17 protein-coding genes are annotated in these 20,609 nt (G+C 67.5%); 9 read left to right on the top strand and 8 right to left on the bottom strand.

Annotated features, from left to right (window positions below; genetic code table 11):
- Positions 1-83: 83 nt before the first annotated feature.
- Positions 84-1,001 (bottom strand): LysR substrate-binding domain-containing protein, encoded by a 918-nt coding sequence (locus AC1DQR_RS30120; protein WP_416047758.1) that lies wholly within the window; start codon positions 999-1,001, stop codon positions 84-86.
- A gap of 149 nt (positions 1,002-1,150) precedes the next feature.
- Here AC1DQR_RS30120 and AC1DQR_RS30115 point away from each other — a divergent pair, with 149 nt between their 5' ends.
- The 6 genes from AC1DQR_RS30115 (at position 1,151) to AC1DQR_RS30090 (ending at position 7,998) form a co-directional block, all read left to right on the top strand.
- Complete coding sequence (locus AC1DQR_RS30115; RefSeq protein WP_477134307.1) at positions 1,151-1,624, top strand: (2Fe-2S)-binding protein; 474 nt, start codon at positions 1,151-1,153, stop codon at positions 1,622-1,624.
- Complete coding sequence (locus AC1DQR_RS30110; RefSeq protein ID WP_477134306.1) at positions 1,621-3,894, top strand: xanthine dehydrogenase family protein molybdopterin-binding subunit; 2,274 nt, start codon at positions 1,621-1,623, stop codon at positions 3,892-3,894. The genes AC1DQR_RS30115 and AC1DQR_RS30110 overlap by 4 nt, the downstream gene beginning before the upstream one ends.
- Before the next feature lie 60 nt (positions 3,895-3,954).
- Entirely contained in the window at positions 3,955-4,131 is a 177-nt protein-coding gene (locus tag AC1DQR_RS30105; RefSeq protein WP_043344276.1) for a rubredoxin, read from the top strand.
- 3 nt (positions 4,132-4,134) lie between these two features.
- Complete coding sequence (locus tag AC1DQR_RS30100) at positions 4,135-5,403, top strand: NAD(P)/FAD-dependent oxidoreductase (protein ID WP_477134305.1); 1,269 nt, start codon at positions 4,135-4,137, stop codon at positions 5,401-5,403.
- 82 nt (positions 5,404-5,485) lie between these two features.
- A complete protein-coding gene (locus AC1DQR_RS30095) occupies positions 5,486-6,502 on the top strand; it encodes an aromatic ring-hydroxylating dioxygenase subunit alpha (protein ID WP_416047760.1) in 1,017 nt (338 codons plus the stop codon).
- Positions 6,503-6,630: 128 nt separating this feature from the next.
- Entirely contained in the window at positions 6,631-7,998 is a 1,368-nt protein-coding gene (locus tag AC1DQR_RS30090) for a nucleobase:cation symporter-2 family protein (protein ID WP_416047761.1), read from the top strand.
- A gap of 12 nt (positions 7,999-8,010) precedes the next feature.
- On the opposite strand, the gene AC1DQR_RS30085 is transcribed toward AC1DQR_RS30090, so the two are convergent.
- Complete coding sequence (locus tag AC1DQR_RS30085; protein ID WP_416047762.1) at positions 8,011-9,180, bottom strand: HPP family protein; 1,170 nt, start codon at positions 9,178-9,180, stop codon at positions 8,011-8,013.
- A 182-nt stretch (positions 9,181-9,362) separates the two neighbouring features.
- On the opposite strand from AC1DQR_RS30085, the gene AC1DQR_RS30080 reads away from it, so the two are divergent.
- On the top strand, positions 9,363-11,102 hold the full coding sequence (locus tag AC1DQR_RS30080; protein WP_477134304.1) for a chloride channel protein: 1,740 nt from the start codon (positions 9,363-9,365) through the stop codon (positions 11,100-11,102).
- A 15-nt stretch (positions 11,103-11,117) separates the two neighbouring features.
- Here AC1DQR_RS30080 and AC1DQR_RS30075 read toward each other — a convergent pair whose 3' ends face one another.
- On the bottom strand, positions 11,118-11,540 hold the full coding sequence (locus AC1DQR_RS30075; protein WP_477134303.1) for an Lrp/AsnC family transcriptional regulator: 423 nt from the start codon (positions 11,538-11,540) through the stop codon (positions 11,118-11,120).
- A gap of 207 nt (positions 11,541-11,747) precedes the next feature.
- Here AC1DQR_RS30075 and AC1DQR_RS30070 point away from each other — a divergent pair, with 207 nt between their 5' ends.
- Together AC1DQR_RS30070 and AC1DQR_RS30065 are read left to right on the top strand one after the other, a co-directional pair.
- Positions 11,748-12,647, top strand: coding sequence for a dimethylarginine dimethylaminohydrolase family protein (locus AC1DQR_RS30070; RefSeq protein WP_477134302.1), 900 nt, complete (start codon positions 11,748-11,750; stop codon positions 12,645-12,647).
- A gap of 49 nt (positions 12,648-12,696) precedes the next feature.
- Positions 12,697-13,773: an ornithine cyclodeaminase gene (locus AC1DQR_RS30065; RefSeq protein ID WP_477134301.1), complete on the top strand. Its 1,077-nt coding sequence runs from the start codon at positions 12,697-12,699 to the stop codon at positions 13,771-13,773.
- Positions 13,774-13,959: 186 nt separating this feature from the next.
- Here AC1DQR_RS30065 and AC1DQR_RS30060 read toward each other — a convergent pair whose 3' ends face one another.
- The 5 genes from AC1DQR_RS30060 to AC1DQR_RS30040 all read right to left on the bottom strand — a co-directional run bounded on the left by AC1DQR_RS30060 (position 13,960) and on the right by AC1DQR_RS30040 (position 20,359).
- Complete coding sequence (locus AC1DQR_RS30060; RefSeq protein WP_006160260.1) at positions 13,960-14,562, bottom strand: helix-turn-helix domain-containing protein; 603 nt, start codon at positions 14,560-14,562, stop codon at positions 13,960-13,962.
- Positions 14,563-15,081: 519 nt separating this feature from the next.
- Complete coding sequence (locus tag AC1DQR_RS30055) at positions 15,082-16,104, bottom strand: glycosyltransferase family 2 protein (RefSeq protein WP_477134300.1); 1,023 nt, start codon at positions 16,102-16,104, stop codon at positions 15,082-15,084.
- The gene (locus AC1DQR_RS30050) at positions 16,085-16,651 is read right to left on the bottom strand and encodes an LbetaH domain-containing protein (RefSeq protein WP_416047768.1); all 567 of its coding nucleotides are present in this window, start codon (positions 16,649-16,651) and stop codon (positions 16,085-16,087) included. The genes AC1DQR_RS30055 and AC1DQR_RS30050 overlap by 20 nt, the downstream gene beginning before the upstream one ends.
- Before the next feature lie 440 nt (positions 16,652-17,091).
- The gene (locus AC1DQR_RS30045) at positions 17,092-18,453 is read right to left on the bottom strand and encodes a sigma-54-dependent transcriptional regulator (RefSeq protein WP_416047769.1); all 1,362 of its coding nucleotides are present in this window, start codon (positions 18,451-18,453) and stop codon (positions 17,092-17,094) included.
- Positions 18,443-20,359, bottom strand: coding sequence for a sensor histidine kinase (locus tag AC1DQR_RS30040; RefSeq protein ID WP_416047770.1), 1,917 nt, complete (start codon positions 20,357-20,359; stop codon positions 18,443-18,445). The genes AC1DQR_RS30045 and AC1DQR_RS30040 overlap by 11 nt, the downstream gene beginning before the upstream one ends.
- Positions 20,360-20,609 lie beyond the last annotated feature (250 nt).

Below are 20,609 nucleotides of genomic sequence, written 5' to 3'. Positions count from 1 at the left end.
CAATATATAGGAAAACCCGTAGCCCGCCGGAGGCGGGCGGCATCGCGGGGGCAGCAATGTTGCATTGCGGGACGCCGGGCGCGCTACGTGCTACGCAGGCCTTCCCCGAACGTCTCACGATGCCATACCTCGGTGACATCTTCCAGCAGCGTGAGAAAGCGGTCCAGCGCGGGCAGGCCGTGGTCGCGCCGCACGGTGGCATAAAGGTCGGCGGCCAGCCCCGGCTCGTCCAGCGTGAGGAAGGTGACGTCCTCCCGCGGCGCGCCCGACAGCGAGCGCGGCAGCGCGCTGACCCCCACGCCGGCGCCCACCAGGCTCAGCACCGTCTGCGGATCCACCGACTCGTGCAGCACGCGCGGGTGGAAGCCATTACGCACGCAGGCGGCCAGCAAGCTGCGGATCACCGGGCTTTGGGTATTAAGCAGCACAAATGGTTCCGCCGCCAGCGCCTTCAGCCGGATCCGGCCGCTTCCCGCCAGCGGATGGCTTGCCGGCACCGCGGCCATCAGCGGCTGCGGATAGACGCGGATCGACCGCAGTTCCTCCCGCCTGGTAGCGCTGGAGGCAAAGCCGACGTCGATCTGGCCACGCACCAGCGCCTCGCCCTGCTGGTCGGGGAGCATCTCGTGCAGGGTCCACTCCACTGCGGGGTTGCGCTCCTGGAACAGCCGCATGGTACGGGGCAGGGGGCCGTACATCACGGAATTGATGATGCCGATGCGCAGGTAGCCCTCCAGCCCGTCGGCCACGCGCAGCACCATTTTCCGGGTCGAGTCCAGGTCGGCCACGATGTCGCGCGCCCGCGTCAGCAGCGCCTCGCCCGCCCGGGTCAGGCGCGCGCCCAGGCGGCCACGCTCGAACAGGATGACCCCAAGGGACGCCTCCAGCGACTTGATCTGCTGGCTCAGCGGCGGCTGGGAAATATGCAGGCGCTCGGCGGCACGGCTGAAGTTGCCCTCCTCGGCGACGGCGATGAAATAGCGGAGCTGGCGGATATCCATATGGATGTCGTATGGAAAAGATTCTTAAATCATATTTCACATATGGATTTGGCGCAGCTAGTCTTTGTTTCAACACGGCCCGCCAGCCCCCAAAGACAGCAATCAGCAGCGCCAAGCAGTGACAAATGGCGGAGCAAGGAGAAAAAACCATGACCCCCATCAAAGTCAACGGCGCCCTGCGCGCCGTGCAAGCTCCCGGCGACACCCCCTTGCTATGGGTGCTGCGCGACGAGCTCGATCTCACCGGCACCAAGTACGGCTGCGGCATGGGCCTGTGCGGCGCCTGCACGGTGCATGTGGATGGCGCCCCGGTGCGGGCCTGCCAGACGCCGGTCTCCACTGTGGCCGGCAAGCGGGTCACCACCATCGAGGGTTTGGGCCAGCCCGATGCGCTGCACGCGGTGCAGAAAGCCTGGCAAGCCGAAGACGTGCCGCAATGCGGCTACTGCCAGTCCGGTCAGCTGATGTCGGCCGCCGCGCTGCTGGCCAGCAAGCGCAACCCCACCGACAGCRATATCGACGCCGCCATGGCCGGCAACATCTGCCGCTGCGGCACCTACGACCGCATCCGCCGCGCGATCCATCGCGCCGCCGCCGAACTGCGTGGAGGCAAGCCAGCATGACGCGCGATCTCAACCTGATCGATGCCACCCCGGCCAATGGCGGGCGCCGCCGCTTCCTGCAAGCCGGCGCGGCGCTCGCCGGCGGCCTGCTGCTGGAGATCGGCAGTGGCGGCCAGTTCATCCGCAACGCGGCCGCCGCGCCCATCACCGATAGCGCGGCCGGCAACTTCGCCCCCAATGCCTGGGTCCGCGTCACCCCTGACAACCGCGTGCTGCTGGTGGTCCACAAATACGACAGCGGCACCGGCGTGAAGAATGCGCTGGGCCTGATGCTGGCCGAGGAGCTGGATGCCGACTGGGCCACCGTGCAGGTGATCCAGCCCGACGATCCGCTTGCCAAGGCCTACCTGCATCCGCTGTGGGGCATGCACGCCACCGGCGGCAGCACCAGCGTGCCGCTCGAGTGGAACACGCTGCGCCGCGCGGGCGCCACCGCGCGCGCCATGCTGGTGGCGCAGGCGGCGCGGCGCTGGGCGGTCGAGCCGGCGGCCTGCAAGACGGCCGCTGGCGCCGTGATCCACGTGGCCAGCGGACAGCGCCTCACCTACGGCGAGCTGGCCGAAGGCGCGGCAGGCCTGCCGGTCCCGGCCGAGGTCACGCTCAAGCGGCCAGACGAGTTCGTGCTGATCGGCAAGGAGCGCAGCAGCTACCGCGTGGCCGACAAGCTCACCGGCCGCGCGCGCTACGCCATCGACATCAAGCTGCCGGACATGCTGACCGCCATCGTGGTGCACGCGCCAGTGGTCAACGCGCGGGTGGTGTCGTTCAACGCCGCCGAGGTCAAGGCGTTGCCCGGCGTGCGCGATGTGTTCGCCACCGACATCCCGGAAACGATCGCGCATTTCCGCCCCGACGCGCCGGCCGCGCGCCCCATCAATGGCGCCAGCCAGCCCGGCGTGGCCATCGTGGCCGATCATTTCTGGGCCGCGCAGCGCGCGCGCCAGGCGCTCAAGGTGGCGTGGGGCGACAGCGCAATGCAGGATTTCAGCGCCGAGGCCGCCATCCGCGCCATGGCCGCGCGCGTGGATGAGCCTGGCAAGAAGTCCAAGGTCAAGGGCGATGCCGATGCCGCCTTCCAGGGTGCCGCCAAGGTGGTGGAAGCGGTCTACACCATGCCCTACAAGGCGCATGCGCAGATGGAGCCGCTCAGCATCGTGGCGTGGGTGCGGCCGGACGCGGTGGAGTACTGGGGCGGCGTGCAGGTGCCCTCGCGCTGCGCGCAGGCGGCCGAGACCATTGCCGGGGTCTCGCGCGACAACGTGAAGATCCATCTGACCGAAGCCGGCGGCAGCTTCGGCGCCCGCGAAGGGCTGCACATCATTTTGGAGGCGACCTATATCGCCAAGCGCATGGGCCGCCCCGTCAAGCTGCTCTACAGCCGCGAAGACGACATGCACGCGTTCTATTACCAGAGCGCCAGCGTGCACAAGGCGCGCGCCGCGCTGGACGCCGCCGGCAATGTGCAGGCCTTCAGCCTGCGGGCCGTGGTGCCGTCGATCAAGGAGCCCGACGATCCCGGCTTCCTGGCCAAGGTGCCGGTCGACCCGAGCTGCACCGAGGGCATGCGCGACGATTTCTACTACCAGGTGCCCGCGCTCGACCTCGCCTGGGTGCGCCACGAGCCGGGCTTCCCGGTGTGGTGGTGGCGCGCGGTGAGCTACGTGCCGAATATCTTCGCCATCGAAAGCCTGATCGACGAAGCCGCGCATGCCAGCGCGCAGGACCCGGTGGCGTTGCGCAGGAAGCTGCTGCAAGGCAAGCCCGAGCATGTGGCGGTGCTCGACCGCGCCGCCGCGCTGGCGGGCTGGAAAGCCGGCGCGAAGCCGGGCAAGGGCGGCATTGGCCGTGGCCTGGGCGTGGCCACCTACGAAGGCTACAAGAGCTATATCGCCATCGTGGCCGATGTCAGCGTCAGGAACGGCGCCATCACCGTGCGCAAGATCACCTGCGTGGTGGACTGCGGGCTTGCCGTCGATCCCAGCTCGGTGCGCCAGCAACTGGCTGGCGGCATCTACTGGGGCGTGTCCACCGCGCTGATGAACGCGGTGCATATCGAGAACGGCGGCGTGAAGCAAAGCAACTTCCACGACTACCCGGTGGTGCGCATGAGCGACGCCCCGGCGCTGGAGATCGTGGTGATGCCGCCCTCCGGCAGGCAGCCCGGTGGCGTCGGCGAGCTGTCCAACCCGCCGGTGGTGCCGGCGATCGGCAACGCCATCTTTGCGGCCACCGGCAAGCGCTTGCGCGCCACGCCATTTGCGCTGGCGTAGGCCTGCCATCCGACCGGCAAGCAAGCCCGTAACAACCCGAACCCGACGAAAGGACTCGCAATGACGACAGCGACGAAATGGAAATGCATGGTATGCGGCTTTGAATACGACGAAGCGCTCGGCATGCCTGAGCACGGTTTTCCCGCCGGTACGCGCTGGGAGGATATCCCCGACGAATGGCTGTGCCCGGACTGCGGCGTGAGCAAGGCCGAGTTCGAGATGGAAGTGGTGGCCTGAGCCATGACAAACGACGCCAACGACGCCAACGACGCCAACGACGCCAACGACGCCATCACCGCCATCACCGCGAACGCGCAGCCAGCGCTGCCGCTGGTCATCCTCGGCACCGGCCTGGCCGGCTACACGCTGGCGCGCGAGTTCCGCAAGCTCGACAGCGCGACGCCGCTGGTCATCGTCACGCGCGATGGCGGCGAGTCGTATTCCAAGCCGATGCTGTCCAATGCGCTGGCCGGCAACAAGGCGCCCGCCGCACTGGCCATCGCCAGCGCGCAGCAGATGGCCGCGCAGCTCAACGCGCGCGTGATGACGCATGCCGATGCATCGGCCATCGATACCGCCACCGGCACCGTGCTGGTCGACGGGCAACCGCTGCGCTACGGACAACTGGTGCTGGCGCTCGGCGCGCAAGCGCGTGCGCCAGGCTTGCAAGGCGATGGTGCCGATGCCGTGCAGACCGTCAACGATCTTGCCGACTACACGCGCTTTCACGCCTCGCTGCAAGGCAAGAGGCGCGTGGCCATCCTCGGCGCGGGCCTGATCGGCTGCGAGTTCGCCAATGACCTGCACGCGGGTGGCTTCGACGTCGAGCTGGTTGATCCTGCCGCATGGCCGCTCGGCCGGCTGCTGCCGGGCGAGGCGGGCGCTCTGATGGCCGGCGCGCTGCGCGGCCTCGGCGTGCGGCTGCACCTTGGCGAGATGCCGGTCGCGGTGCATCGCCGCGATGGCGCGCTCGCGGTGCAACTGGCCAGCGGCGCGCAGATCGCCGCCGACGTGGTGCTGTCCGCCACCGGGTTGCTGCCGCGCGTGGCGCTGGCGCAGGACGGCGGCATTGCCACTGCGCGCGGCATCGTGGTGGACCGCCTGCTGCGCACCAGCGCACCGTCGGTCTACGCGTTGGGCGACTGCGCCGAGGTCGACGGCCTGGTGCTGCCTTACGTGATGCCGCTGATGCAAGCTGCGCGCGCACTGGCCCGCACGTTGGCCGGCACGCCGACGCCGCTGAGCTACTCCGCCATGCCGGTGGTGGTGAAAACGCCCGTGCTGCCAGCCGTGGTGTCGCCCGCGCTGGCCGGCGCGGGCAACTGGGAGATCGAGTCCCAGGCGGTGGCCGGGGAAGCCGGCGCGGGCCTGCGCGCGTTGTTCCGCGATACGCAAGGCGCCCTGACCGGATTCGCGTTGCTGGGCAAGGCCGTGGCCGAGAAGGGTGCGCTTGCCAAACAGATCGGCGACTGGCTGCCGGTGCAAGCCGCACCAGCCGCACCAGCCTGAAACAAGAACACAACGCGCTGCACGCCTGCACGCCTGCACGTCAGCACACCCCACACTCGACAATACGAGAGGAGACTTCCCAATGCTTGTCACTCAACAACCGGTCCTGCGTCGCTTCTGGTACGCGGTCATTCCCGAATCCAGGCTCGACCTTGGCCCGCAGCCGTTCACGCTGTTGGGCGAGGACATCGTGATCTGGCGCGGCGCCGATGGCACGCCCGCAGCCGTGCGCGACCGCTGCTGCCACCGCACCGCCAAGCTCTCCAAGGGCTATGTGGATGCGCACGGCCTGCTGTGCTGCGGCTATCACGGCTGGTCCTACGACTGCAGCGGCAAATGCGTGCGCATTCCGCAGATGCCGCAGAACATGATCCCCGCCAACGCACGCGTGGCGAACTACCACTGCAAGCTGCGCTATGGCTATGTGTGGGTGGCGCTGGAAGACCCGCTGACCGATATCCCGGATATCCCGGAAGGCAACGATCCTTCGCTGCGCCGCATCCCGCAGTTCTACGAGCGTTGGGCATGCAGCGGCCTGCGCTTCATGGAGAACTCGTTCGACAACGCGCATTTCAGCTTCGTGCACAAGAACACCTTCGGCAAGTTCGCCAGCCCGAAGCCGGCAGACATCGAGATCATCGAGAACGCGTGGGGTTTCGAGTCGCGCCGCTCGGTGCCGATCATGAACCCGCCCGATAGCTGGCTGCTCACCGGCAGCAAGGAGCCGGAGACCATCCGCCACCTGCATGACAACTGGTACATGCCGTTCTCGCGCCGCTTCGGCTGCACCTATCCGAATGGCCTGGTGCACACCATCGTCAACTGCGCCACGCCCATCGACGACAAGAGCACGATGATGGTCCAGTGGCTATACCGCAACGACACGGAGCAGCAGGCCCCGGCCGAGGAACTGGTCAAGTTCGATCATGCGGTCACGCGCGAGGACAAGGAGATCCTGGAAGCCACGGATTACGACGCGCCCATCGATACCACGCGGCGCATGGAGTTCCACATGCCGTCCGACAAGCCCGGGCTGGTGATGCGCAAGAAGCTGATGGCGCTGCTGCAGGCGCATGGCGAGAAGGAGGTGCACCTGTAATGCTTGCTTGATCTTGCCCCGGCGCCTGCTGGGCGCTAGCCAGGTTCCGGGGCTTTCTTTTTTTTGCGCGCCCGTATTCCCAGAGATGTCGCGTCATCGCACGTAACGGCACAAGAGGAGACAACCCCATGAACACCCAAGACCTGACCGGCGACAGGCCGGCCGCAGTTGACCAGGTGCCCGCCCCCGGGCCGCTGGTGATGCTGGGCTTCCAGCACGTGCTGGTGATGTACGTCGGCGCCATTGCGGTGCCGATGATCATCGCCAGCGCGCTCAAGCTGCCGAAGGAGGCAGTGGCGGTCCTGATCAATGCCGACCTCTTCACCTGTGGCATCGCCACCATCCTGCAGGCCGCGGGCTTCTGGCGCTTCGGCGTGCGCATGCCGGTGATGCAGGGCGTGGCCTTCAGCGCCATCCCGCCGATCCTTGTCATCGCCACCAATCCTGCGCTTGGCTTGCCGGCCGTCATCGGTGCGGTGATGGCGGGCGGCGTCATCACCATGCTGCTGGCGCCGGTGTTTGGCAAGCTGCTGCGCTTCTTTCCGCCCATCGTTGGCGGGTCCATCGTGATGGTGGTGGGGCTGTCGCTGTTTCCGGTCGGCGTGAACTGGGTGGGCGGCGGGCGTGGCGCGCCGGATTTTGGCGCGCCGCATCACCTGGCACTGGCGGGCTTCGTGTTCGCGCTGATCCTGGTCATCAACAAGTGGCTCAAGGGCTTCTGGTCCAATGTCTCCGTGCTGCTGGCGCTGGCGGCCGGCATGCTGGTGGCGATCCCCTTCGGCATGGTGGACTTCCATGGCGTGGCCGAGGCGCCGATGGTCGACGTGATCCATCCCTTCTATTTCGGCTGGCCGGTGTTCGACGTGGTGGCCACGCTGACGATCGTGGTGGTGATGATCATCATCATGATCGAGTCGATGGGTTTGTTCCTGGCGATCGGCGATGTCGTGAACAAGCCGCTGAGCGCGGGCGAGATGACGGATGGCCTGCGGGCCAACGGGCTGGCCAGCGTGATCGGCGGGGCGCTCAATGGCTTTCCCTACACCATCTACAGCCAGAACATCGGCCTGCTGGTGGTGACGGGCGTCAAGAGCCGCTGGGTCGTGGTGGCGGCGGGCGTGATCCTGTGCGCGCTGGGCTTGTTCCCCAAGCTGGCCACGGTCGTCGCTTCCATCCCTCTGCCGGCGCTGGGCGGGGCAGGGCTGTTCATGTTCGGGGTGGTGACCTCGGCGGGCGTGCGCACGCTGGCGCGGGTGGATTTCGAGGGTACGCGGCACAACGTGTACATCGTTGCCGCCACCCTGGCCATCTCGCTGCTGCCCACGTTCTCGGGCACGCTGTTCAATCAACTGCCAGGCTGGCTGCAGCCCATCATGCACAGCAGCATCCTGCTGGCTTGCGTGATGTCGGTGGCGTTGAACCTGTTGTTCAATGGCATGGCGCGTGCCGATGCACACGCCATGCCGGCGGCGGGCGGGTTGCAGGCGAGCCGCTAGCGCCCGCGCGGGTTAGCCTGCCGGCTGCGCATCCGGTTCCACTTTTGCCGGCGGGCCTTGTTCGAGCAGCGCGGCGATCAGGTCTGATTGCGTGACAATGCCCAGCAGCCGCCGCTGGGCATCCACCACCGGCACCTGATGCAGGCCGCCATTGGAAAACGCCCGCGCCAGTTCCACCATGGGTTGCTCCGCCCGTGCCGTAGCCATGCCGGTGTGCATCAGGTCCCTGGCAGTTCCCACGCGGACCTGCCCCTCGGCGCCACTGCGCGCCGCAAGAAGATCCGCCAACCCAAGCATGCCAAGCAGCCGCCGCTGCGCATCCACCACCGGCAGCGCCTGGATCCCATGCTTGAACAACAGGGCGCGCGCCTCCAGGCCACTCTGCCCGGGCTGCACCGTCACCACGTCCCGCGACATGATGTCCACGCACCGCACATCGCCAAAGTGCCGGCGATACGCCCGTAGCTGCGCGGCCACCAGGATGTCTTCCAGGTCGTCTTCCTCGATGTCCAGGAACTCGCCGCGCGCCTTGAGCACTTCGTCCAGATCGCTGCGGTTGAATCCCACCCGCTCGCTCGGCAACGGATCGGCGGTGCGGTGCGGGTTGGCGTGTTCGACGGGGCGGTGCGGATAGCGCCGGCGCATCAGGTTGTTGAACAGCAGCGCCACCAGCAGCAGCAACATCGAGTTGACCGCGACCGGCATCACCACGAAGCCAAAGCCAAGCTGGGTCACGGCGTGGCCGCCGAATACCGCGGTAATCGCCACCGCGCCGCTGGGCGGGTGCACGCAGCGCAACTGGAACATGGCGACGATGGCCAGCGCCACGGCCACCGAGGCGGCCAGCCCAGGCTCGGGGATCCAGCGCGCGCAGGCCACGCCGATAAGCGCCGCCACCAGGTTGCCGCCGATGATGGACCAGGGCTGTGCCAGCGGGCTCGCCGGCACGGCGAACAGCAGCACCGCGGAGGCGCCCATCGGGGCGATGAACCAGGGGTTGAAGCCACCCAGCAGGTGACGGCTGATCCATTCGGTGAGCAGCAGGCCGACCAGCGCGCCCAGGCAGCTCTTGACGCGTTCGCGGCGGCCGGCGGCGATGGGGGTGGGGGCAAACGCGCGCAGCCACGCACGTGCCCGGCCTGGCGGGAAGTCGGCTAAGGAGGGGGCCTGGGATGGCGGCATGGGTCTTTTTTCTTTGGGTTGTGCGGGCGAATGCGCGCAATAGCGCACCTGGATCGCCTTGGCATCGTGCTCCGGAAATCCAGCGCGCAAATATATCATGACGTGATACATTTCGTTTTTCGCGCAGCGGGATCAGCCCGCGATCCGCGTCCTGTCCTCCGCCTACTTTCCCAATCCTGGCCATGCACTTCGAAAAACGCGACTACGCCGTCGACCGCCGGCTGCTTCTGCTGGCAGCGCTGGCGCCCCTTATCGGGGCCATCAGCACGGCGGCTGCCGTGCTGTTGCTGAACCTGATCCGGTTCTTCACCAATCTCTTCTTTTATCAGACCCTGTCGCTGGCGGATCGCTCGCCGGCGCAGCATGCGCTGGGGGCATGGGTCATCGTGGTGCCGGCGGTCGGCGGCCTGCTGGTGGGCCTGATGGCGCGTTACGGCAGCGACAAGATCCGTGGCCACGGCATCCCGGAAGCCATCGAGGCCGTGCTGTTCGGCAAGAGCAAGATGTCGCCCCGGGTGGCCGTGCTCAAGCCGCTGTCCTCTGGCATCGTGATCGGCAGCGGTGGGCCGTTTGGCGCGGAGGGGCCGATCATCATGACCGGCGGCTCGATCGCCTCGCTGCTCGCGCAGTACCTGCATCTCACCGCGGCCGAGCGCAAGACGCTGCTGGTGGCGGGTGCCTGCGCCGGCATGACGGCGATCTTCGGCACGCCGGTGGCGGCGGTGCTGCTGGCCGTGGAGCTGTTGCTGTTCGAGCTGCGCCCGCGCAGCCTGCTGCCGGTGGCGCTGGCTTGCGCCGTTGCCGGCTTCCTGCGCACGATGGTGTTCGAGCCTGGCCCCTTGTTTGCGCTGCACACCGCGCCGGCCAGCACCATGGCGCTGGGCTCGTGCGTGGTTGCCGGGCTGCTTTGCGGCGTGCTGGGCGCCGCGCTGACGCTGGCGCTCTATCGCACCGAGGACCAGTTCTCCAAGCTCAAGCTGCACTGGATGTGGTGGCCGGCAATCGGCGGGCTGGTGGTCGGCATTGGCGGGTACTTCGAGYCGCGCGCGCTGGGCGTGGGCTATGACGTGATCGCGGACCTGTTGCACAACCGCATGGCGATCGGCGTGGTGCTGGCCCTGCTGACGGTCAAGGCCATCATCTGGGTGGCAGCGCTGGGGTCCGGCACGTCGGGTGGCGTGCTGGCCCCGCTGCTGATGCTTGGCGCGGGCCTTGGCGTGGCGCTGGCGCCGTGGCTGCCCGGCGCCTCGCCGCAGTTGTGGGCGCTCGTGTGCATGGCGGGTGTGCTGGGCAGCGTGCTTGGCGCGCCGCTGACCGCCATCGTCTTCGCGTTTGGCCTGACGCATGACAGCAATGCTCTGCTGCCGCTGCTGCTGACCGTGGCGATGGCGCATGGCTTCACGGTGCTGACCATGAAGCGCTCGATCATGACCGAGAAGATCGCACGCCGGGGCCTGCATATCTATCGCGAGTATGGCGTGGATCCGCTGGAGCGCCAGCACGTGGCGGATTTGATGACGACGGCTGTGGTGAGCGTGGATGGCGAGCAGCCGGTCCACGTCTTGTGGGCCAGCCACTTTGGCGAGCGCGCACCGCATCGCGGCTATCCGGTCGTGTGCGCAGCGCGCGTGGTCGGCATGCTGGAGCGCAACGCGCTGCGCGGGCGGGAAGCTTCGATGGAGGCCGGCCGCGCGCTGATGGCGCCACTGCAGCCGCACCAGGTGCTGCTGCCGGCGCAGACCGCGCGCCTCGCTGCGGGCCGCATGGCGGAGCTCGGTGTCAGCCGGCTGCCGGTGGTGGCCGACCTGGATTCCATGCGGCTGGTGGGCGTGGTCTCGCTGCGCGACCTGCTGCGCCCCAGCGGCCAGGTGCTGCACGAGGAAACCCGGCGGGAACGGCTGCGCGGCACTGCCGCAGCGTAAGCGCGCTCGCGTCGCCTAAAGCTTGTAGCTGGACAGCAGGATGCTGGTCTCCGTGGCGGCAATGCCGTCGATCAGCCGGATGCGGTCCAGCGTGCGGTCGAAGGCTTCCAGCGAATCCGCGCGCAGCTCGGCGATGATGTCCCAGCGCCCGTTGGTGGTGTGCATGGCCTGCACATTGGGCTCGCCGCGCAGTGCCTGCAGCACCGCGCGCGCCGTGTTGCCTTCCACCGCGATGGTCATCCAGGCACGGATGCGGTGCGCCTCGGCTTCGGGCTTCAGCCGCACCGTATAGCCCACGATCAGGCCTTCCTTTTCCAGCTTGTCGATGCGGTTCTGCACGGTGGCGCGCGAGACGCGCAGCGCCTTGGCCAGGGCGGTGGCGGGCGTACGCGCGTTGTCGCGCAAGAGGGCGAGCAGTTGGCGGTCGGTGTCGTCCATGGTGGGTTCTGGAAGGGGGGGCTGGGGAGGGCCTTTGCCTGCATTTTCGTTGCGGCTGGCGATTCGCTAATTTTAGCTGGCGTTTTGCAGTATGGCACAGGCAAATTGCGCAACTTGCTGGCTTTTAGTTAGCGGGGCAGTGCACCACAATGCAGGCATTCCAAGGCATTGACTGACCCCCGTCACCCATCACCCAAAGGAGCCAGCGTGATCCACCAGCCCACCATCTTGCTTGTCGAGCCCACCCATTACGATGTGTCGTACAGCATCAACCCGTGGATGGACCCCGGCCTCTGGGCCAGCGACCCGCGCGGCATGCATCGCAATGCGGTGGCATCCTTCGAATCCCTGCATGCGGCCCTGCAGGCGGCCGGCTTCACGGTGGAAACCGCGCCCGGCGCGCCCGGCCTGCCCGACATGGTGTTCCCCGCCAACGCCGCCGTGGTGCTGGACGGCCACGCCGTGCTGGCGCGCTTTCGCTATCCCCAACGGGCCGGCGAGGAAGCGCCCTTTGCGCGGATCTTCGAGGGCCTGCGCGAACGCGGCCTGATCGACTCCGTCAGCCTGCTGCCCGAAGGCTGCTACCAGGAAGGCGCTGGCGACTGCATCTGGGATGCCGTGCGCGGCCATTTCTGGGCCGGCTTTGGCCCGCGCTCCTCGCGTGCCGCGGCCGATGCCATGGCGAGCCATTTCGGCCGCGAGGTTGTCGCGCTGGAGCTTGCCACGGCGCAGAGCTATCACCTCGACGTGTGCTTCTGTCCGCTATCCGGCGGCGAGATTCTCTACTACCCGCCCGCTTTTACGCAGGACGCCCTGCGCATCTTGCGCGAGCGCGTGCCGGCCAGCCTGCGCATCGAAGCGAGCGAGGACGACCTGCGCCACTTCAGCGTCAATGCGGTCAACCTGCATGATCAGGTGGTGATGACGCGCACCACGCCGCACCTGCGCGCCGAACTGGGCCAGCGCGGCTACCAGTTGCGCGAGGTCGACCTGTCGCCGTACATGCTGTCCGGCGGCGGCGCCTACTGCATGACGCTGCGCCTGGACCGCACCAGCGGGCCGGCCCGGGCGAGCGCCGTGGCCGAGGGCGCCGCGGTGGCGGCATGAGYGCGAAGGGCGAGCAAAAACCAATACCGAGCCAGCAAGGGAGAAGACCATGAAGGAGATCGCCATGACCCGCTTTCTGGACGCCGCCGATGTAGCGGCGCTGGTGCGCGCCACGGGCGTTGCCAACGCCGTCGCGCAGATGGCGCATCACATTCGCCAGGATTTTGTGCGCTGGGACGCATTCGATAAATCCGCGCGGCTGGCGACGCATTCCGTCGACGGGGTGATCGAGCTGATGCCGGTGAGCGACGCGGTGCAATACGCGTTCAAGTACGTCAACGGCCATCCGCGCAACGCGCAGAACGCCATGCCAACAGTGATGGCGTTTGGCGTGCTGGCGGAAGTGGCGAGCGGCTTTCCGCTGCTGCTGTGCGACCTCACGTTGGCCACCGCGTTGCGCACCGCCGCCACGTCGGCACTCGCCGCGCAGGTGATGGCGCGGCCCGGCGCCGCCACGCTGGCGCTGATCGGCAACGGCGCGCAGGCGGAGTTCCAGGCGCTGGCCTTCCATGCCATGGTGGGCATCCGGGAGATCCGCGCCTACGATATCGATCCCGCCGCAACGGCGAGGCTCGCGCGCAACCTGCATGGCGTGCCGGGGCTGAAGGTGGTGGCGGTGGACTCCGTGCGCGCAGCCGTGCAGGGTGCCGACATCATCAGCACCGTCACCGCCGACAAGACGCGGGCCACCATCCTCACGCCTGACCTGGTCGCCCCCGGCGTACATATCAATGCGGTAGGCGGCGATTGCCCAGGCAAGACCGAACTGCACCCGCAGATCCTGCGCCAGGCGCGCATCGTGGTCGAGTACGCGCCACAGACCCGCATCGAAGGCGAGATCCAGCAATTGCCACCGGATACGCCGGTGACGGAGTTGTGGGAGATTCTGTCCGGCCGGGTGGCCGGACGCACCGAAACAGGGCAGGTGACGGTGTTCGACTCGGTGGGATTCGCGCTGGAGGATTACTCCGCGCTGCGCTGGATCCATGCCGCGGCCCACGCGCAGCATCGCGGCAGCCACGTGGAGCTGGTGGCGACGCCGCCGGATCCCCGCAATCTCTATGGCTGGATGATGGACGCCGGGGTGCCGCAGCCCGTGCGTGAGCCGCTGGCGGCGCTGGCCTGAAGCGGCGGCGCATGCCACAACGCCGCAGTCGTGCGGGTCACGAGACTGCGGCGTTGTGATGTGCGGTTTATAGCGGGTGCCACGCCCACGGGTAACGGGCATGGCAAGCCGGGCGGCCGGGTGACGGCCGGGCAGATAGCTGCCGGTGAAGCGTCCTGGACAGGGTCTTGGCGATGTGCCGGCTGATCAGCCTGCCGCGCCCCGGGTCATCATCAGCTGCGCGCGCAGGAAGCCTTTGACTTCTTCCAGCGAGGGCGTTTTCAGGAACACCATGATGCCCCACTGCTGCAGTGCATCGGCCACACCGTCATAGGCCTGGCGGTTGGTGATCACGGCGAAGATGACGTTCTGGCGCGCAAAGAAGTTCTGCAGCTTCTCGATGGTGGCCGACTCGGCGTCAGTGAGTTCTTCCACGTAGTACAGCACCACTCGCGGATGCGAGCTGACCGAAGTAATGATGGTATCCACCACGTCCTCCACCACCACGCTTTTCAGGGGCAAGCCCCATTTGCCCAATTGTGCGTGGATGCGTTGGGCTTCCTGGTGGTTCGGGTGAAACACCACCAGGTCGAGTTCATGCACAGACGGAAGTTCCTGCCCCACGCGCGTGGCCAGCAGGCGATGCACGGTTTCCTTATGTATGCGTCGGTGGCCACCGTTGGTTTTCCAGGCCCCGAGTTCGCCGCGTTCCACCATCTTCTGCACCGTGCCCAATGACACATTGAGCAGCTTCGCGGCGGTACGCGTACTGTAGTAAGGCTTTTCAGCCAGTTCTGAATCCAGTTTCATCCGTTCACCCGTTAACTAAATACACCGCACTGCGAGAGAAACAGCAGTGACAGCGCGAGCCTTCCGCGCTGGTTTGGGGCTTGGCAATGCAAGGCAACGCGAGCCATGAAGACGGTTGCATGCTGGCACCATTCGGCCTCTTGCATAACCTGCCCTCGCATCCGGGGCGGCGGGAGCGAAGGTGCTCCCACGGTCTTGCAACGGCATGATCTATGTCACTGGTGCCTGATTCTCCCAACGGAAGAATGCCAGCCTCGAATCATATGCGGTATCGAACATAAGCAACCAGACGGCGTGCCAAATATTTCGAAATCGCATTGAACGCTCCCACTTCTGGGTTTAAACGCATATTGCCGCGTTTTGGCAGACACGGGCGAGCGGGAATTTATCGCAAACATTACATACATCTGAAGTGCTTCTGCCGCGCGCTCAGCCCATCGAAACGTAGAGCGCACATGGCCGCGCGGCCGGTCGCCGCAGGAATGACAAATATGGCGTGGGCAGCAATTTCGCTTGCCGTCAGGGATTTCGCCCGCCAGCCACTGCCACCGTTTGCCGGGTCGATGTGACTGGCAGGTTGCTGAATTCACCTTCTCCATCTGCTGTCATATCCGGCATCGGGAGGGACTGGCGCACGGGTGCGGGCGCGCCTTCCGGGCACACGGACTCGGGATCTGGCGCGGGCAGGACCATGGACCTTTCCAGTTCGCGTGTCTTGAGCACGATGAAGTACTCGTAGATCGACTGCAGCATGGCGTAGGTGAGCCCGGCCCGTCCGTCGAGAAAGCCGCGCTTGCCCAGGTACAGGATCGCGAACTTGACGAGGGGGCGCAACGGCAGGCGGAAGAACAGTTCCTTCTGGTGCGCGCGGCGCCGGTGGAAATCCGTCGCGAACAGGGCTTCGGCCAGGCTGAACGCCGCCTCGCCGCGCCGGTTCTCGATGATCTGCATCGCTTCCAGCCCGCTGTAATTGTTGTGGCGGGTGATCCAGTGGGTCACGCCTTTGCTGAACGGGTAGTGATCGAGGTAGCCCGTCAGCTCGCCAGCCGGGCCGTCGGGAATCGACACCGGGTTTACCAGGCGCTCGTAGCGCATCCGCTCCGGGCGGAACAAGCGCAGGTAGAAGGGAGATGTCTGTACATGGCGCAACCAGGTGCCTAGGAAAAAGTCGCGCCGTTGCACCCGGAACGCGACCTCATCGCGCGCCGCGCGCACCGCGGCCCGGGCTTGCGCCACGAGCTCGGGCGTCATGCGCTCGTCGGCGTCGATGTAGAACACCCAGGGATGGCGAAAGCCGATGTGCTGCAGGCCCCAGTTCTGGTGGCTGGCCCAGTTGTCGAAGACGCGCTGCGTGACATGCGCGCCAAAGCGCTGTGCGATCGCCACCGTGGCATCGGTGCTCATCGAGTCGTACACGTGAATGTCGTCCGACCAGGCCACGCTTTGCAGGCAGCCCGGCAGGTCCTGCTCCTCGTTGCGGGTCAGGATCAGCACGGAGATGCCCGGCGCTTGCATGGGCTGGCTAGGCTGGAGACTTGGCATGTCTGACTCTCGTGCTGATGGCGCGGGCCGGGATGCCCGCGTAGACGGTCCATGGCGTGCGCAGGCTTTTGCTCACCACCGCGCGCGGCGCGATCACCGCGCCCTCGGCCAGCGTCACACCGGGCGAGACAAAGGCTTCGGCGCAGATCCACACGTGCGCCGCAAGCACGATGGGATGGGCTACCAGCTGGAAGTTGGCGCTGTTGTAGTCGTGCGTGCCGGTGCACAGGTGCGCGCCCTGCGAGACCACGCAGAAATCGCCGATGTCGATCGGCGCCATGTTGTACAGCGTGACGCCATCGGCCACGCCGACATGGCTGCCCACGCACAGGTTCCACGGCGCCCAGATCTTCACGCCCGGATAGATATGCACATGCGAGCCCAGTTGCGCCCCGAACAACCTCAACAGCGCCGCGCGCCACGCATGCAGCGGGCGCGGGCTTGGCCTGAACAGGCACAACCAGGCCCAGTGCCAGAGCTGGCGCTGAATCCGGTTGCCCAGCGAAAACGAAGCGCCGGTAGTCGGGTCGTTTCCTTGAAGGATCATCGTCGCTCCGCTCCTGCTCGTTGGCGGCTTCTCAATACGCGGCAAGGCCCGGCAGCCATGGAGGCGACCACGGTGCGGGCCAGCACCGCGGTCGCCGAACCCGGCCGAAGCCAGGCTTTGTCCCGCACCGGCCGCGCCAGGCACGGCAAGGTGCAAAGCGCGCGGGAAGGGGTGAAACCATAGTGGCGCGGCGTGCGCGCCGCTTCGGTGCGGCACCTCACACAAGGAAAAACGAAGCGGGAAGGAAGCGCGGGGGCGGGAGGGAAGGAAGGGAGAAGGGCGGGGAGGTGGAGCGAAGGGGCTGAGAGGGCGCAGGAGGCGGGGGGCGGCGCGGCGGCCGACGCGGCAGCGAAAGCCTCAGCGCAAGCTGCGCGCAAGCCGTTGCGGTTCAGCCGGTGGCAGCTAGCGCCGCCACCCGGCAAACCTCAACGCCTGGAATCTCAAAGCCGGTATTTCCTGACCTTATCGAACAAGGTCGTCTTGGCGATGCCCAGCGCCTCGCTCGCGCGGCTGAGGTTCCCCTCATGCCTGCGCATGGCGTCGGCAATCATGGCCCGCTCGAACTGCTCCACGGCCTGCGCCAGCGGCAGCGCTGCCGGCTCGGCGGTGCCTTGCCCGGGATTGCACCCCAGTCCCAGCACATGGCGCTCGGCCAGGTTGCGCAGCTCGCGCACATTGCCCGGCCACGGATAGGCCATCAGCGCAGCGAGCTCCCCCGGCGTGGCAGGCTGCGCCTCGCGCTCGAAGCGCAGCGCCGCCTGCGCGACAAAATGCTCGAACAGCGGCGGCACGTCYTCGCGCCGCTCGCGCAGCGGCGGCAGCTCCAGCGTCACCACGTTSAGCCGGTAGTAGAGGTCGGCGCGGAACTGGCCGGCCGCCGAGAGCGCCTTCAGGTCTGCCTTGGTGGCCGCGACCACGCGGGTGTTGACCGGTACCGGCGTATTGGAGCCAAGCCGCTCCACCACGCGCTCCTGCAGCACCCGCAGCAGCTTGATCTGCATCTGCATCGGCATGCTCTCGATCTCGTCGAGGAACAGCGTGCCGCCCTCGGCGTGCTCGATCTTGCCGATGCGCCGCCGCGCCGCGCCGGTAAACGAGCCGGCCTCATGGCCGAAGATCTCGCTTTCAAACAGCTGCTCGGGCAGGCCGCCGCAATTGATCGGCACAAAATGCCGCGCGCGGCGCGAGCTCGCTTCGTGCAGGCAGCGGGCGACCAGTTCCTTGCCGGTGCCGGTCTCGCCGTGGATGAGCACGTTGGCGGCGGTGTCGGCCAGGTCGGCGATCAGCTTGCGCAGCCGTTCGATGGATGGCGAATGGCCGATCAGGCGCGCCTGCAAGGTGTCGCGTCCGGCCAGCTTCCTGCGCAGCTCGGCCACTTCCAGCACCAGCCGGCGCTTTTCCAGCGCGCGCTGCGTGACCTCTACCAGGCGCTCGGGCGAGAACGGTTTTTCCAGGAAGTGGTAGGCGCCGGCCTTCATGGCCTGCACGGCCAGGCTGACGTCGCCATGGCCCGTGACCATCACCACCGGCAGCGCATCGTCGCGCGAGCGCAGCTCATGCAGCAGCGCCATGCCGTCGATGCCGGGCAGGCGGATGTCGCTCACCACCACGCCGGGAAAATGGCTGCCGACCTCGCGCAGGGCGGCTTCGGCGCTCGCCACGGCACGCGTGGCAATGCCTTCGAGCCGCAGTGCTTGCTCGCAGCCCAGGCGCACGTCGGGGTCGTCTTCGACGATCAGCACGGTCAGCGGCGCGGGGTCGATCGCGTCGGGGGAATCGGCGTGGTTTGGGTCAATTGCCATGGCGGCTCTCCGGTTCAAGCCTGGCCAGCGGCAGCACCAGCGTGAAGCACGCGCCGCCGTCGGGGTGATTGCTGGCCTCCAGGCTGCCGCCGACCTCGTCCAGGATGCCGGCCGACAGCGTCAGGCCCAGGCCCAGTCCCTGTCCTGCCGGCTTGGTGGTGAAGAACGGCTCGAACAGCCGCGCGAAGGCTTCCTCGGACAGCCCGGGCCCGTTGTCGCGGATGGTCAGGCGCAGCTTGCTGCCCGCCAGGTGGCTGCGCAGCTCCAGCCGGGGCTCAGGGTTGCCGGCCAGCGCGTCGAGCGCGTTGCCGATCAGGTTGACCAGCACCTGTTCCAGCCGGTTGGGATCGCACGTCACCATCAGGCCAGGCTCGATCTCCCGGACCAGCGCCGGGCGTACCGCCTGCAGGCGCGTATCGAGCAGGAACAGGGCGTTGTCCACCGCATCGTCCAGCGGTGCCAGGCGAGCGGCGGTGCCGCCATTGCCGGGCTTGCGCGCGAATGACTTGAGCGCGCCGGTGATGCGCCCCATGCGCTCCACCAGGCCGATGATGGTGCCGAGGTTGGCCTGCGCGGTGGCGTTGTCGCCGCGCTCGAGGAATTTCTGGGTATTGCCCGAGAGCGTGCGCAGGGCGGCAAGGGGCTGGTTGAGCTCGTGGGCGATGCCGGTGGACATCTGGCCAACCGCGGCCAGCTTGCCGGCCTGCAGCAGGCCATCCTGGGCCTGGCGCAAGGTTGCCTCGGCGCGGATGCGTTCGGCGACTTCCGCCTGCAGATGCTGGTTGGCGGCGGACAGGTCCGCGGTGCGCTCCGCCACCTTGCGCTCCAGTTCGCCGTTGGCGGCCTCCAGCGCGGCGCGCGCGGCCATGCGCTCGCTGGCGATGCGCCGGCGCACGTTCCAGGCCGCCGCCAGCAGCAACAGGAAGGCGGTGAGCACGCCGGCCAGCGCGGCGGTGCTGAGCGCGGCCACGCGGGCCTGCGAGGTATTGGTGAGCAGCGTCAGGTGCCAGTCGGTGCCAACCAGTTCGGCGTTCTGCGCCAGCATGGGCGGGCCGCTGCGCAGGCGGACCAGGGCGTCGCTGTCGGACAGCTTGCGTACCGGCGTGAGCTCCAGCTGCGGGAGCGCGGCGCGGTTGTATTGCAGGTTGCGTTGCAGCCGCTCGCGCAGCTCGGGGGCCAGCGGCTTGAGCGCGCCCAGTTTCAGGGACGGGTCGGAGGCCAGGATCACCACGCCGTTCTCGTCCGTCAGCAGCATCTGGGTATCGGCGCCCTGCCAGCGGTTCTCCAGGGGTTCCAGCCCCACCTTGACGACCGCTACGCCGCTTGGCTTGTGGCGATCGCCCAGCGGCGCCGAGAGGTAGTAGCCGGGCTCGCTGCGGGTGGTGCCCACGCCATAGAAGCGGCCCAGCTGACCGTCCGCGGCGTCGCTGAAGTAGGGGCGAAAGCTCAGGTCTTCGCCCAGGTAGCTGTCGGGGCGCTGCCAGTTGCTGGTGGCGAGCACATGGCCGCGGGCATCGAGCACGAACACCACGCGGGTGCCGGCGCGGGCATTGACCGCGGCCAGGTACTGGTTGGCGGCCTCGACGCGTGCCGGGTCGTCCGGGTGCGCCAGCAGGGTAGCGATCTTGTCGTCCAGCGAGAGCAGGCTGGGCACGTAGTCATAGCGCGCCAGCTCGCTCGACAGGGCCTGCCCGTACAGGCGCAGCTGCACCTGGCCGCGCTCGCCCTGGCGCGCCAGCGCGTTGTCGTAGCTGTACCGGTAGCCCATGGCGCCAGCCAGCCCGATCAGCGTCGCCAACGCCAGCATGGCCATGAGGGGCACCCACGGGCGCAGGCGTGCGGCACGAGCGGAGGTATCGTGCGGGGCGCCTTGCGGGGTAGCGTGTGAGGGGAGCGGGCCGGTCATGGGAGCGGGCGGAATGCGCAGGAAGCGAAGGCGAAGGAACTCGGTCGCGGGCAGCGAGCCCGACTGGTTAAGACTGCAGGCGCCAGCAAAAGTGCATCGTGCAAAGGGGTAAGAGTAGGGGTAAGAATAGGGGTAGGAGTGCCAATGTGCACATTGTGCGATGGCGGCACCCGCGGCGACCCCGTCTTTTACCACATCGCGGTTTTCCGGCCCCCGGAAACAAAAAAGGCCCGGCCACCTGATCGGTGGC

This window comes from Cupriavidus sp. 05L411 (genome assembly GCF_056398045.1).
The sequence above is the reverse complement of the archived record's forward strand: the minus strand, read 5'-3'. Positions and strand labels throughout refer to the sequence as shown.

Excerpts from the sequence above, each read along its gene's own strand:
- AC1DQR_RS30120 (WP_416047758.1), bottom strand. The coding sequence starts at position 1,001 with ATGGATATCCGCCAGCTCCGCTATTTCATCGCCGTCGCCGAGGAGGGC.
- AC1DQR_RS30110 (WP_477134306.1), top strand. The coding sequence starts at position 1,621 with ATGACGCGCGATCTCAACCTGATCGATGCCACCCCGGCCAATGGCGGG.
- AC1DQR_RS30105 (WP_043344276.1), top strand. The coding sequence starts at position 3,955 with ATGACGACAGCGACGAAATGGAAATGCATGGTATGCGGCTTTGAATAC.
- AC1DQR_RS30100 (WP_477134305.1), top strand. The coding sequence starts at position 4,135 with ATGACAAACGACGCCAACGACGCCAACGACGCCAACGACGCCAACGAC.
- AC1DQR_RS30095 (WP_416047760.1), top strand. The coding sequence starts at position 5,486 with ATGCTTGTCACTCAACAACCGGTCCTGCGTCGCTTCTGGTACGCGGTC.
- AC1DQR_RS30090 (WP_416047761.1), top strand. The coding sequence starts at position 6,631 with ATGAACACCCAAGACCTGACCGGCGACAGGCCGGCCGCAGTTGACCAG.
- AC1DQR_RS30085 (WP_416047762.1), bottom strand. The coding sequence starts at position 9,180 with ATGCCGCCATCCCAGGCCCCCTCCTTAGCCGACTTCCCGCCAGGCCGG.
- AC1DQR_RS30075 (WP_477134303.1), bottom strand. The coding sequence starts at position 11,540 with ATGGACGACACCGACCGCCAACTGCTCGCCCTCTTGCGCGACAACGCG.
- AC1DQR_RS30065 (WP_477134301.1), top strand. The coding sequence starts at position 12,697 with ATGAAGGAGATCGCCATGACCCGCTTTCTGGACGCCGCCGATGTAGCG.
- AC1DQR_RS30060 (WP_006160260.1), bottom strand. The coding sequence starts at position 14,562 with ATGAAACTGGATTCAGAACTGGCTGAAAAGCCTTACTACAGTACGCGT.
- AC1DQR_RS30055 (WP_477134300.1), bottom strand. The coding sequence starts at position 16,104 with ATGCCAAGTCTCCAGCCTAGCCAGCCCATGCAAGCGCCGGGCATCTCC.
- AC1DQR_RS30050 (WP_416047768.1), bottom strand. The coding sequence starts at position 16,651 with ATGATCCTTCAAGGAAACGACCCGACTACCGGCGCTTCGTTTTCGCTG.
- AC1DQR_RS30040 (WP_416047770.1), bottom strand. The coding sequence starts at position 20,359 with ATGACCGGCCCGCTCCCCTCACACGCTACCCCGCAAGGCGCCCCGCAC.